This is a genomic window from Paracoccus alkenifer (assembly GCF_900108405.1).
GTDB lineage: Bacteria > Pseudomonadota > Alphaproteobacteria > Rhodobacterales > Rhodobacteraceae > Paracoccus > Paracoccus alkenifer.
In genome coordinates this window covers 1-12,807 of the sequence record NZ_FNXG01000006.1, presented here as the reverse complement: position 1 = coordinate 12,807, position 12,807 = coordinate 1, and the positions used below count along the sequence as shown (strand labels likewise).

General features: G+C 63.5%; 11 protein-coding genes and 1 pseudogene. 11 read left to right on the top strand and 1 reads right to left on the bottom strand.

Features of this window, described 5'->3' with window-relative positions; genetic code table 11:
* Positions 1-258 precede the first annotated feature (258 nt).
* The 6 genes and pseudogenes from BLW83_RS16100 to BLW83_RS13200 form a co-directional block, all read left to right on the top strand.
* Positions 259-759: pseudogene (locus BLW83_RS16100) on the top strand (relaxase/mobilization nuclease domain-containing protein); the annotation flags it as partial.
* Positions 760-768: 9 nt separating this feature from the next.
* Positions 769-2,166, top strand: a complete 1,398-nt coding sequence (locus BLW83_RS16045) for a DUF3363 domain-containing protein (RefSeq protein ID WP_425433968.1) — start codon at positions 769-771, stop codon at positions 2,164-2,166.
* A 29-nt stretch (positions 2,167-2,195) separates the two neighbouring features.
* Complete coding sequence (locus BLW83_RS16095; protein ID WP_090848718.1) at positions 2,196-2,966, top strand: helix-turn-helix transcriptional regulator; 771 nt, start codon at positions 2,196-2,198, stop codon at positions 2,964-2,966.
* A 207-nt stretch (positions 2,967-3,173) separates the two neighbouring features.
* Positions 3,174-4,133, top strand: coding sequence for a LysR family transcriptional regulator (locus BLW83_RS13210; RefSeq protein WP_245728878.1), 960 nt, complete (start codon positions 3,174-3,176; stop codon positions 4,131-4,133).
* Between the two features lie 131 nt (positions 4,134-4,264).
* The gene (locus BLW83_RS13205; RefSeq protein WP_090848716.1) at positions 4,265-6,253 is read left to right on the top strand and encodes a conjugal transfer protein TraG; all 1,989 of its coding nucleotides are present in this window, start codon (positions 4,265-4,267) and stop codon (positions 6,251-6,253) included.
* Positions 6,234-6,719 carry a CopG family transcriptional regulator gene (locus BLW83_RS13200; RefSeq protein ID WP_425433963.1) on the top strand — a complete coding sequence of 162 codons (486 nt, stop codon included), beginning with the start codon at positions 6,234-6,236 and terminating at the stop codon, positions 6,717-6,719. The genes BLW83_RS13205 and BLW83_RS13200 overlap by 20 nt, the downstream gene beginning before the upstream one ends.
* Here BLW83_RS13200 and trpS read toward each other — a convergent pair.
* Positions 6,716-7,870, bottom strand: a complete 1,155-nt coding sequence (gene trpS / locus BLW83_RS13195; protein WP_245728876.1) for a tryptophan--tRNA ligase — start codon at positions 7,868-7,870, stop codon at positions 6,716-6,718. The genes BLW83_RS13200 and trpS overlap by 4 nt on opposite strands.
* A 347-nt stretch (positions 7,871-8,217) precedes the next feature.
* Between trpS and trbB the strand changes: the two genes are divergently transcribed.
* From trbB to trbJ, 5 genes are all read left to right on the top strand, one after another.
* Positions 8,218-9,153, top strand: coding sequence for a P-type conjugative transfer ATPase TrbB (gene trbB / locus BLW83_RS13190; protein ID WP_425433967.1), 936 nt, complete (start codon positions 8,218-8,220; stop codon positions 9,151-9,153).
* The gene (locus tag BLW83_RS13185) at positions 9,150-9,482 is read left to right on the top strand and encodes a TrbC/VirB2 family type IV secretion system protein (RefSeq protein WP_090848713.1); all 333 of its coding nucleotides are present in this window, start codon (positions 9,150-9,152) and stop codon (positions 9,480-9,482) included. Before trbB ends, BLW83_RS13185 begins: the two co-directional genes overlap by 4 nt.
* The gene (locus BLW83_RS13180; protein ID WP_090848712.1) at positions 9,482-9,763 is read left to right on the top strand and encodes a VirB3 family type IV secretion system protein; all 282 of its coding nucleotides are present in this window, start codon (positions 9,482-9,484) and stop codon (positions 9,761-9,763) included. Before BLW83_RS13185 ends, BLW83_RS13180 begins: the two co-directional genes overlap by 1 nt.
* A gap of 10 nt (positions 9,764-9,773) precedes the next feature.
* Entirely contained in the window at positions 9,774-12,260 is a 2,487-nt protein-coding gene (trbE, locus tag BLW83_RS13175; protein WP_090848711.1) for a conjugal transfer protein TrbE, read from the top strand.
* Positions 12,257-12,807 (top strand): P-type conjugative transfer protein TrbJ (trbJ, locus tag BLW83_RS13170; RefSeq protein WP_090848841.1); only part of this gene is annotated, 551 nt, incomplete at its 3' end. The genes trbE and trbJ, both read left to right, overlap by 4 nt.

Below are 12,807 nucleotides of genomic sequence, written 5' to 3'. Positions count from 1 at the left end.
TGAGGGGCCGCGTGCCGCGATTTCGCGCAAAGCCTTGGCTTTGCAGGGTTTCGAGCGGCACCATAGGCGCAGATCGGCCGTTTTCCGGGGGTTTTGGCTGGAGTCGCGTCCTTGAGCGCCGACGACGAAAACCGCTTCCGTCCGAAGCCCGGCCGCATCCGATCCGACACGCCGAAGGCAGGCAAGACCAAGAGCTTTTTCACGCAGGTCAAGAAGATCACCCGGCAGCATCAGGCAGCGGCCTCCCGCGATCCTTCCATGCCGTCATCCGCCCGCCCGTCATCGCCGGGCCGGTCCCGTGCCGAGGTCGCCAGCGGCAAGGGCGTGAAGCGCGGCCGGGGCGCGAGCTTCGTGCGCGCCCGCAATATCTCCGGCCATTGGCATCATCGCCAGCCCGGCAGCCGCCGCGTCATCGTCAAGCAGCGCAGCGTCAGGGCCGCATGGAAGGGCGGCCGTGCCCGCGCGCATCTGCGCTATGTCCAACGCGACGGCACGTCACGCGATGGCGAGCGGGGCCGGCTCTATTCGGCGACCGAGGACCGCGCCGATGGCGACGCCTTCCTTGATCGCGGCAAGGACGACCGCCACCAATTCAGATTCATCGTTTCGCCCGAGGATGGCGCGGAGCTGACGGACCTCACGGCCTACACCCGCGATTTCATGAAACAGGTGGAAGCCGACCTCGGCACGAAACTCGATTGGGTTGCGGTGAACCACTACAACACCGGCCATCCCCATGTGCATATCATCGTCAACGGCCGCGACGATATGGGCGGGGATCTAGTCATCAACGGCGACTATCTTTCCGCCGGCCTGCGCGAACGGGCCAGCGAGCTTGCCAGTCTGGAACTCGGCCCCGTCACCGAGATCGAGCAGACCCGCAAGCTGTCCGCCGAAATCGACCAAGACCGCTTGACCCGGATCGACCGCGCCATGGCCGAGGAAGCCGATGCCCGTTTCCTCGACTTGCGCCATGAACCGGCAGAGCCGAGGCGGCAGTTCGAGCGGACGCTACGCCTGCGCCGCCTCGCCCAGCTGGAGAAGATGGGGCTGGCGGTCGAGCACGCGCCCGGCGTTTGGGAGTTGAGCAAGGACATGGAACCGGCCCTGCGCGAGCTAGGCGAGCGTGGCGACGTTATTCGCACCATGCAGAAGGCGCTCGGCCCGTATGGCGGCGAACGCGATCCCATGAGCTTCCAAATCCATGACGGTGCGCCCGAGACGCCCATCGTCGGCCGTGTCGTGGACAAGCATCTGTCGGACGAGTTGGGGGAGAACCTGACCGTAGTGGTGGACGGGATCGACGGGCGGACGCACCACATCGCCGGTATCGCGCCCGAGCGGCTGGAGGACGCCCGCATTGGCAGCGTCGTCCAGATCGGCCCGGCAGAGGTGACGGCTCGGCCGTCCGACCGCAGCATCACCGCCATCGCCGAGGACGGCATCTATCGGCCGAGCCGTCATCTGGAGCAGGCCAAGTTCGAGGGGCGCGTTCCCGGTGGCGACTATGAGGGCTATGTCGATGCCCATGTGCGCCGGCTGGAGGCGCTGCGCCGGGCCGAGATCGTGGAGCGGATCGACGCCGACCAATGGCGCATCCCTGATGATCTGGTCAGCCGCGCGGCTGATTACGATGTCGGCCGCGACCGGCAGGCCAGCGTTCGCGTGCTTTCCCCGGTTGATCTGCAAAGGCAGATCGGTTCGGATGGCGCAACCTGGCTGGACCGGCGATTGGTCCATGGCGAAACGGCCGACCTTGCGCCGACCGGCTTCGGGCAACAGGTCCGCGAAGCCATGAATCAGCGCCGCGAACATCATATCGAACAGCGCGACGCCACGCGCAGCAGGGACGGCCGCATCTTCTATCGGCGCAATCTTCTCGCCACCCTGCGCGAGCGGGAAGTTGCGCGCGCCGGTGCGGAGATGGCCGAGGGCAAGGCGTTACCGTTCCGCGCCGCCAAGGATGGCGAGAGTGTCAGCGGCAGGTTCACCGGGACTGTCCAGCTAACGAGCGGCAAATTCGCCGTGGTCGAGAAATCCCATGAGTTCACCCTAGTCCCTTGGCGGCCGGTCATCGATCGCCAACTCGGCCGTGAGGTTATGGGCATCGTGCAGGGCGGATCGGTGTCGTGGCAGCTTGGTCGATCTCGTGGGATAGGGTTGTAGAATGAGGGGTAGAGTAAGGAGGCACACAAATGGATACCGCCGATGTTATCATCCCCGAAACTCTCGATCACATGGCGCGCGCAATATCTGAATGCAGATCACAAGAAACGTTATGTTCCACGCTGGACGTTTTCACGCGGTGGGCTGGGTTTCGCTGGTATGCCGTTCATGATGCGAATGTTAATTGGCCGTCAGTGAAACGTTCGCTCGAATGGATTTGGCTTACGAACTATCCCTCCGAACTTTGGGAGGATTACGATAGATCGGGATTTGCGCGGCACGATCCAATCATTCGTGCGCTAGAGTGCTCGGCGTCGGCGGTTCCTTGGACGGAAATCCCGACCATAATCCCTCTGTCGCGCGCGCAGGAGGACGTCCTATCGAGTGCATTCTGCGCAGGTATACGAGCCGGAGTAAGTGTCGCTGTCCGCGTGCCCGGCAGGAGGCAAGGCATCGTAACTCTGATTTCAGATCACCCCATTGAAATCGCGTCCTGCCACAAAGCAACCCTCGGATTTATTGCTCCGATTGCATTTGATGCTGCAAACCGAACCGGAGACACGCATTCCCCTCACGGCACAACCTCCAACCTTCAAATGTCTCCAAGACAGTTAGAATGTCTGGTTCTTGTCGCCAGAGGCAAGAGCGATTGGGAAGCGGGACAGATACTCGGAATAAGCGAGCAAACTGTCCATCGGCATGTTGAAATCGTTCGGATGAAACTTGGAGTTCGTCGTAGAACGCAGCTTGTAGCCAAGGCATTACATCTTGGGCTGATAGGGTACGGTGACGTTCTTTAACCATCTTGTCGAAGGTTCCTCGATTTCGGTCGGCGATTTTTCATTCCGACATAGGCCACAGAATGAGCCGAATACACTAACCTGACTAGGTTAGCCTCATTCTCCAGTGGAAGCGGATACAATTGGTCCTCCAGCAAACGCGCGTCAGGAAGACAGGTATCGCAGCCGATGAGACGATGGACCGCAACGAGAGCAAATGAACGTCGATTGAGTGCGCCGACCTTGCTCGGCGCACGCATTCCCCTCGCGTCGCTGATCCAAACGCTCGCCGTCGCCGAATATCTCAACTTCCGTCACGCGGCGAACGCACTCGGCATAGCGCAGTCCAGCGTCAGCGCCCGCGTGAAGGCGCTGGAAGAAGACCTCGGCATCCTCCTGTTCGAGCGTCACGCACGCGGTGTCAGGTTGACCGAGGCCGGTCGCCACTTCGTCGAGCGCGTCGCTGCCGGCGTCGATCAGCTCGACCATGCGGTGAAAACCGCAGGCATGGCAGCGGCAGGCGAATGTGGTCGCCTACGTATCGGCGTTCATGCCTTAACCCCCAGCAGCTTCCTCGCCGATCTGATCCGGCAGTATCGGGAAAACCATCCCAGCATCGAGGTCGAGATCGCCGAGGGCACAGCCCGCGATGCGATCATGCAGCTTCGCGCCGACCGGCTGGACGTGGCGTTCGTCGCCGGCACGCCCGAGCTGCCCGACTGCCATACCCGCCCGATCTGGACCGAACCGCTGGTTGCCGTGTTGCCGGATGGGCATCGCCTCGCCGGACAGTCGGCAATCACTTGGGCCGATCTGGTCGGCGAGACTTTCCTTGTCCGCTATGGTGGCACCGGCCCGCAGGTTCACGACCATATCGTGTTGCGCATTGCCGGACGCTGGCCTGCGCCGTCCATCCTTCGCTTCGACGTAGGACGCGGCACGCTACTCTCCATGGTCGAACAGGGCTTCGGCATCACCATCGTCGGGGCGGCCACGGCGCTGCTGCCGACGACCGGCATCGTTTTCCTGCCCTTAGCGGATGAGCCAGAGCCGGTTGCCTTTACTGCCGTCTGGTCGCCGTTCAATCGCAGCGCCATCCTGAAAAACCTGCTCAACCTCGCAAACAATATGAGCCGCTGCGGCGATTCGCCCGGCCAGTTGCGTAGCGGCGACCAGCCCGCCGGATAGCGGCCAAGGCAACCCGTCCTATTTGCCGCCGATAGTATCCGGCAGCCCTCCGACATCCTCTTTCCTATTGCCCGCCCCGATTTTGCCTACTCTCTGATCGGCTCCGTCTCTTTTACCGACTGGAGCCTGCCTTGCGCGGAGGACGAATCCTTTGGGGTCAGATCGCCGTAGTCTTCACCATCGTTCTGGTAATGACGTGGGCGGCGACGCAATGGGTAGCGTTCCGTCTCGGCTTCCAGCCCCAGCTTGGCAATCCGTGGTTCGAGCTGGTTGGCCTGCCGGTCTATTACCCGCCCGCCTTCTTCTGGTGGTGGTTTTCGTTCGACGCCTACGCGCCCGCGATCTTCGTCGAGGGCGGTATCATCGCCGTATCGGGCGGCTTCCTCGCCATCGCCGCCGCCATCCTCATGTCGATCATCCGGGCACGGGAGGCGCGCAACGTCGCCACCTACGGCTCCGCACGATGGGCCGAGGACAAGGAAATCCGCGCGGCCGGATTGCTCGGCCCCGATGGCGTCCTGCTCGGCCGATACGACCGGGACTATCTGCGCCATGACGGTCCCGAGCATGTCCTATGCTTCGCCCCGACGCGCAGCGGCAAAGGTGTCGGGCTGGTGGTGCCGACGCTGCTGACATGGCCGGCATCCGCCATCGTTCACGACATAAAAGGGGAAAACTGGACGCTGACAGCCGGCTTCCGCGCGAAGCATGGCCGTGTGCTGCTGTTCGATCCCACGAACGCCAGATCGTCCGCCTACAATCCGCTGCTCGAAGTCAGGCAAGGCGAATGGGAAGTCCGCGACGTGCAGAACATCGCGGATATTCTGGTCGATCCCGAAGGAAGCTTGGACAAGCGCAACCATTGGGAAAAGACCAGCCATAGCTTGCTGGTCGGCGCGATCCTGCATGTTCTCTATGCGGAGAAAGACAAGACGCTGGCGGGCGTCGCCAACTTCCTCTCCGATCCCCGCCGTCCGGTCGAGGCGACCTTGCGCGCCATGATGGATACGCCGCATCTCGGCGAGGCCGGCGTTCATCCAGTCATCGCGTCATCGGCCCGCGAGCTGTTGAACAAATCCGAAAACGAACGGTCGGGCGTCTTAAGCACCGCCATGTCGTTTCTCGGCCTCTACCGCGATCCTGTCGTGGCGCGGGTGACGGCGCGGTGCGACTGGCGCATTGCCGATCTGGTGGGAAGCCACCAGCCCGTCACGCTCTATCTTGTCGTGCCGCCGTCCGACATAAACCGCACCAAGCCGCTTATCCGCCTGATCCTCAACCAGATCGGCAGGCGGTTGACCGAGGAATTGACTACCTCCGGCAAGTGTCATCGGCTGCTGTTGATGCTGGACGAGTTTCCGGCGCTCGGCAGATTGGATTTTTTCGAGTCCGCCCTGGCCTTCATGGCGGGCTACGGAATCAAAGGCTTCCTGATCGCGCAGAGCCTCAACCAGATCGAGCGCGCCTACGGGCCGAACAACGCGATCCTCGACAACTGCCATGTCCGCGTCAGCTTCGCCACCAACGACGAGCGCACCGCCAAGCGGGTGAGCGACGCACTCGGCACGGCGACCGAGCTGCGCGATTCCACCAACTATGCCGGGCACCGCCTTGCGCCATGGTTAGGGCATTTGATGGTTTCGCGGCAGGAGACGGCGCGCCCACTACTCACGCCGGGCGAAATCATGCAGCTTCCGCCGACCGACGAAATTGTCATGGTTGCGGGCACGCCCCCGATCCGCGCCACCAAGGCCCGGTATTTCGAGGACGCGCGGTTGCAGGAACGCATCCTGACCCCGCCCGATCTGGTCGCCGCTCCGCTGGCGCCCAGCCCATCCGCCGATGATTGGTCCGGCCGTGTGGTCGCGGCAGAAAGCCGTTCCGCGACCGACGCCGCACACGGGGCCGAGGGCGATCCGGCCAATGCCGGCATCCGCCGCGAGCCGGAGCTGCCAAGCCAAGAGGAAATCGTCGCGCCGCCGCCATCGCCCGAACAGGAGTTCGAGTTTCTGGACGACGAGCCGGACGTTGACGCGGCCAAAGCCCGCGCCATGCGCCAACGCATGAGGATGGTGGCGCGGCAAGTGGCATTGAATCCCGATGATGGAATCGACCTTTGAGGACACGCCAATGGCAACCAGAACCCGCCTGAATCTCTATTTCGACCCCGCGCTCATTCCGCAGATCGAGGCGATGGCGTTGCGCCGCTCGGTGGCGCTACGCCGCAATGTCTCGAAATCCGCCATCGTGGAGGCGGCGGTCATGTCCTACCTGTCCGGCGATGCCGACGACCAGCTTGAAGCCGCTATGTCGCGCCGCCTGGACAAGCTCGGCCGCCAGATCGATACGCTCGACCTGGATCTCGCCGTCCTCGGCGAGACGGTCGCGCAGTACATCCATTTCTGGATGACCATCACGCCGCCGCTTACGGGAGCCGCACAATCCGCAGCCCGCGCCAAAGGCGCGGAACGGTTCGAGGGCTTCATGCAGACCCTCGGCAAGCGGCTGGCGACGGGCGACAGATTCCTAAAGGAACTGTCGCGCGATATTGACGCCGCCGCCGATACAACATCCGAAAAAAGCTAACTTCGGAGATCGAGACGGAATGTCCCAAGCGCGTCCATCACTTCCTCTTTCGTTGCCTCGGTAATCTCTCTGCCAATTCGCGCACCCGTTTGAAGGACATCCATCAGATAGTCCCGGTCTTGAGCGAGCGTCAATCGACGCTCTCGAATTGGAGCAAGCAACGTCTGTAGCACGGAAATCAGGCGGCGCTTCAACACCATGTCCCCAAGACCACCCCGACGATAGTGGGCTTTCAGCTCCGCGATAGCCTCGCGGTCTTCGTCGAATGCGTCGAGATAGGTGAAGACGACATTTCCCTCGACGCGGCCGGGATCGGAAATCCGCAGATGATCGGGGTCCGTATACATCTGGTTGACGGCTTCCTTGATTTCTTCATCACTCGCCGACAGCAGAATTGCATTGCCTTGAGACTTACTCATTTTGGCTTTGCCATCCACACCGGGCAATCGCCCGATAGCGGGAATAAGCGCGCGAGCCTCTGGAAGAACCGATTTACTTGTTTGACGATTAAGACGGCGCACGATCTCGTTTGTCTGTTCGATCAACGGTGCCTGATCTTCGCCGACCGGGACAATGGTTGCCTTAAACCCCGTAATATCGGCGGCCTGCCCAACTGGATAGCACAGGAAGCCGGCAGGTATGTCGCGGCCGAAACCGCGAGCCTGAATTTCATCCTTAATCGTTGGATTCCGTTCGAGCCGGGCTACCGTGACAAAATTTAGGTAGAGCATCGTCAATTCAGCCAGCGCGGGCAACGCCGACTGGACGCAGATTGTTGAAATCGTCGGGTCTATGCCAACGCCCAAATAGTGCAACGTCACTTCCATGACGTTGCGCCGCACCTTCTCGGGATCATGGGCATTATCAGTCAGTGCTTGGGTATCAGCGAGCAGAAGATATTGCTTGTGCTGATACTGGAGCGCGACTCGATTGCGGAGCGATCCCACATAGTGCCCCAAATGCAAGGGGCCGGTAGTGCGGTCGCCAGTCAAGATTACAGAGCGGAGGTCAGTTTCCGAGGGCATTGTCGAAGCTCTTTCGTAAAGAGCCGCTGCCTCGGTCGGATGGAAAGTGATCGGATAGACCAAGCCGCCAAAGCAGCGGCCAAGGTCAAGATGATATGACGGGGCCGCGCTTAGAAAGCGCGCCACCAGCGTTGCGAGAGAACTGTAGGCCGGTTCGTCATGACCGCTACCAATATAGCGTGGTCTACGGTCTGCCAAGCTCCGATTGCGCGGGATCGGCCTTCTGGCGAACTTATTGCTGTTCCGAGTCCAAATCGGTTCAGGGATGGTAGGAGCCGAGCAGCTTACCCATCCTATTTGCCGCCGTTCGCCGCCGATCACCGCACGCAGCTAGATACTTGTTGAACCGGCCGGATTTCGGCCTCTCTTAATCGACCCCGATCCGGGGATCGCCTGTCGCGTCCCCGCAAGAAGCCGGGGCCGACATGACCACCAACCACCAAAGACCGGAAGCCATTGCGCGCGGCGCGCGCATGTTGCGTACCGCGCTCGGCCCCGCCATTGCCCGGCTGCTCGAAGACCCGGCCGTGGTCGAGGTGATGCTGAACCCGGACGGGCGGTTGTGGATCGACCGCCTGTCCGAAGGGCTTTCCGACACGGGCGAGCGCCTGTCCGCCGCCGATGGCGAACGCATCGTGCGGCTGGTCGCGCATCATGTCGGTGCGGAGGTTCACGCCCGCAGCCCCCGCGTCTCGGCCGAGCTGCCGGAGTCGGGCGAAAGATTCGAGGGCCTGCTGCCGCCCGTGGTCGCCGCCCCGACCTTCGCCATCCGCAAGCCCGCCGTCGCCGTGTTCAGCCTCGACGATTATGTGGCGGCGGGCATCATGTCCGCCGATCAGGCTGCGACGCTACGCGAGGCCGTTTCTTCCCGCGCCAACATCCTCGTGGCGGGCGGCACCAGCACCGGCAAGACCACGCTGACCAACGCTCTGCTCGCCGAGGTAGCGAAGACGGCGGATCGCGTCGTCATCATCGAGGACACGCGCGAGCTGCAATGCGCCGCGCCCAACCTTGTCGCCATGCGGACGAAAGACGGCGTGGCGACGCTTTCCGATCTGGTCCGTTCCTCGCTGCGCCTGCGCCCCGACCGTATTCCCATCGGCGAGGTGCGGGGATCGGAAGCCCTCGACCTTCTGAAAGCGTGGGGCACCGGCCATCCGGGCGGGATCGGCACCATCCATGCAGGCACTGGCATCGGTGCGCTCCGTCGCCTTGAACAGCTCATCCAAGAGGCTGTCGTCACCGTCCCGCGCGCCCTGATCGCCGAGACAATCGACCTTGTTGCCGTCCTTTCCGGGCGCGGCTCCGCGCGCCGGCTGGCCGAGCTTGCCCGCGTCGAGGGGCTGGGGCCGGACGGCGACTACCGCATCACCCCCGCAATCCAAACCAGCACAGGAGAACCCCAATGATCCGCACGCTTTCGCGCGGCTATCGCCGCATGGCGACCGCCGCATCCGCCCTTGCCATCAGTCTCATGCTCGCCCCGGCCGCTCATGCGTCCGGTTCGTCGATGCCGTGGGAAGCACCGCTCCAAAGCATCCTCCAGTCCATTGAGGGGCCGGTCGCCAAGATCATCGCGGTGATAATTATCATTGTCACCGGCCTGACCCTCGCGTTCGGCGATACCAGCGGCGGATTCCGTCGCCTGATCCAGATCGTGTTCGGCCTGTCCATCGCCTTTGCGGCGTCGAGTTTCTTCCTCTCATTCTTCTCGTTCGGCGGCGGGGCGCTCATCTGATGGCGGCCGCGTTCGAGCAACTGGACGCCGTTCCGGGCTTCACGATCCCGGTTCACCGGGCGCTGACCGAGCATATCCTGCTCGGCGGCGCACCGCGCTCCATCGCGATTCTGAACGGAACGCTGGCCGGGGCCGTGGGCCTCGGCCTGCGCCTCTGGCTGGTCGGCATCGCCATATGGGCCATCGGCCATTTCGCAGCGGTATCGGCGGCGAAACGCGATCCTCAATTCGTCGAGGTCGGACGGCGGCATATCCGCATCCCGGCTTTCCTGTCGGTGTGAGGGCGCGGCCATGATGAACCTTGCCGAATACCGCCGCACCGCCACCCGGCTCGCCGACTATCTGCCATGGGCCGCATTGGTCGGCTCCGGCGTCGTCTTGAACAAGGACGGGAGTTTTCAGAGGACGGCGAAGTTTCGCGGTCCCGATCTGGATTCCGCCGTTGCGGCCGAGCTGGTCGCCGTCGCCGGCCGCATTAACAATGCCGTCCGCCGCCTCGGCTCCGGCTGGAGCATCTTCGTCGAAGCCGTTCGGCTTGCGGCTCCGCAATACCCCGAGAGCAAGTTCCCCGATGCGGCATCCGCATTGGTCGATGCCGAACGGAAAGCTCAGTTCGAGGAACAAGACGCTCACTTCGAGTCCCAATATTACCTGACTTTCCTCTGGCTCCCGCCTGCCGATGAGGTCGCGCGAACTGAGGCATGGCTCTACGAGGGCCGCGAGAAAGCCGGCGTAGACCCGTGGGAGCTGCTGCGCGGCTTCATCGACCGAACCGACCGCGTGCTGGCCTTGCTCGACGGCTTCATGCCCGAGTGCCGTTGGATGGATGACGGCGCGACGCTGACCTATCTCCATTCGACTATCTCGACCAACCGGCATCGCGTGCGCGTGCCCGAGGTGCCGATGCACCTCGACGCGCTGCTCGCCGACCAGCCTTTGACCGGCGGGCTGGAGCCGCGCCTTGGCGACGCGCATCTGCGCGTCCTGACCATCGTGGGGTTCCCGACCGCGACAACGCCGGGCCTGCTCGACGAAATGAACCGGCTGCCGTTCCCCTACAGGTGGAGCACGCGCGCGATCCTGCTCGACAAGACCGATGCGACCCGGCTGCTGACCCGCATCCGTCGCCAATGGTTCGCCAAGCGCAAGAGCGTCGCCGCGATTCTGAAAGAGGTGATGACCAACGAGGCGTCCGCGCTCGTGGACACCGACGCCGCCAACAAGGCGCTCGACGCCGACATGGCGTTGCAGGAGCTTGGGGCGGACGTGGCGGGCATGGCCTACGTCACGGCGACCGTCACCGTTTGGGATGCCGACCCGCGCCTTGCCGACGAGAAGCTGCGCCTGGTCGAGAAGATCGTTCAGGGCCGCGACTTCACCGCCATGGCCGAGACGGTCAACGCGGTTGACGCATGGCTCGGCAGTCTGCCCGGACACGCCTACGCCAATGTCCGCCAGCCGCCCATCAGCACTTTGAATCTCGCCCACATGATCCCGCTTTCAGCGGTGTGGGCGGGGCCGGAACGGGACGAGCATTTCGGTGCACCCCCTTTGCTCTTTGGAAAGACCGAAGGCTCAACCCCGTTCCGGTTATCCCTCCATGTCGGCGACGTAGGCCACACCCTTGTCGTCGGCCCCACAGGCGCGGGCAAATCCGTGCTGCTCGCCCTCATGGCCTTGCAGTTCCGGCGCTATGCGGGATCGCAGGTTTTCGCCTTCGACTTCGGCGGCTCGATCCGCGCTGCGTCGCTCGCCATGGGCGGTGACTGGCACGACCTTGGCGGCGGGCTGACAGAAGGGGCCGAGGCGTCCGTCTCGCTCCAGCCGCTTGCCCGCATCCACGATACCTATGAACGCGCATGGGCGGCGGACTGGATTGCCGCCATCCTCATGCGCGAAGGCATCGCCATCACGCCCGAGGTGAAGGAGCATCTTTGGACGGCGCTGACTTCGCTCGCCTCCGCGCCGGTCGAAGAACGCACGATCACCGGCCTTGCGGTCCTGCTGCAATCCAACGATCTGAAACAGGCGCTCCGTCCGTTCTGCGTGGGCGGTGCCTATGGCCGGTTGCTCGACGCCGAGACAGAGCATTTGGGATCGGCGGACGTGCAAGCCTTCGAGATCGAGGGCCTTGTCGGGACCGGCGCGGCCCCGGCCGTGCTCGCCTATCTGTTCCATCGCATCGGCGACCGGCTCGACGGGCGGCCGACGCTGCTCATCATCGACGAGGGCTGGCTTGCGCTGGACGACGAGGGGTTCGCCGGCCAGCTCCGCGAATGGCTCAAGACGTTGAGAAAAAAGAACGCCTCGGTCGTCTTCGCCACGCAAAGCCTGTCCGACATTGACGGCAGCAACATCGCGCCCGCGATTATCGAGAGCTGCCCGACGCGGCTCCTGTTGCCGAACGAGCGTGCCATCGAGCCGCAGATCACGGCCATCTATCGCCGCTTCGGCCTCAATGACAGGCAGATCGAAATCCTCGCACGGGCCACGCCCAAGCGGGATTATTACTGCCAGTCGCGGCGCGGCAATCGGCTGTTCGAGCTTGGCCTGTCCGAAGTCGGCCTCGCGCTCTGCGCCGCATCCGCCAAATCCGACCAGACGCTCATAGCGCAGATCATCGCCGAACACGGCCGCGACGGCTTCCTCGCCGCATGGCTGCGTGAGCGCGGCGTCGATTGGGCGGCCGACCTGATCCCCAACCTCACCAATCTTGCCGACCGGCCGGAATCCGCCGCGCCGGCCCGGCTCGATACCCCACAGGAGATTCTTCCATGACCTATTCCAAGTTTGTCGGGGCCTCGGCCCTTGCGCTGGCGCTCGCCGTTCCGGTCGCGCTTTCGCCCATGCTGGCAAGCCCGGCCCATGCGCAATTCGGCTTCGGCCGCATCGTCTATGACCCGAGCAACTACGCGCAGAACGTCCTCACGGCAGCGCGCACGCTCGAACAGATCAATAACCAGATCACCAGCCTCCAGAATGAAGCGCAGATGCTCATCAATCAGGCCCGCAACCTTGCGAGCCTGCCGCATAGCTCGCTCCAGCAGCTCCAGCAGAACGTCCAGCGCACGCAACAGCTTCTCGGCCAAGCGCAGAACATCGCGTTCGAGGTCGGGCAGATCGACCAAGCGTTCCAGCAGCAATATGGCAACGTCTCGCTTTCGGCGACCGACGCCCAACTGGTCGCCGATGCGCGCGGCCGTTGGGAAAACACGGTCGGCGGCTTGCAGGACGCCATGCGCGTGCAGGCGGGCGCGGTCGGCAATATCGACAGCAACCGCGCCGAGATGGCCGCGCTGGTCGGCCAGAGCCAAGGCGCGACCGG

Coding starts and splice junctions, on each gene's coding strand:
- BLW83_RS16045 (WP_425433968.1), top strand. CDS start 769: ATGGGCGGGGATCTAGTCATCAACGGCGACTATCTTTCCGCCGGCCTG.
- BLW83_RS16095 (WP_090848718.1), top strand. CDS start 2,196: ATGGATACCGCCGATGTTATCATCCCCGAAACTCTCGATCACATGGCG.
- BLW83_RS13200 (WP_425433963.1), top strand. CDS start 6,234: ATGATGGAATCGACCTTTGAGGACACGCCAATGGCAACCAGAACCCGC.
- trbB (WP_425433967.1), top strand. CDS start 8,218: ATGTTGCGTACCGCGCTCGGCCCCGCCATTGCCCGGCTGCTCGAAGAC.
- BLW83_RS13185 (WP_090848713.1), top strand. CDS start 9,150: ATGATCCGCACGCTTTCGCGCGGCTATCGCCGCATGGCGACCGCCGCA.
- BLW83_RS13180 (WP_090848712.1), top strand. CDS start 9,482: ATGGCGGCCGCGTTCGAGCAACTGGACGCCGTTCCGGGCTTCACGATC.
- trbE (WP_090848711.1), top strand. CDS start 9,774: ATGATGAACCTTGCCGAATACCGCCGCACCGCCACCCGGCTCGCCGAC.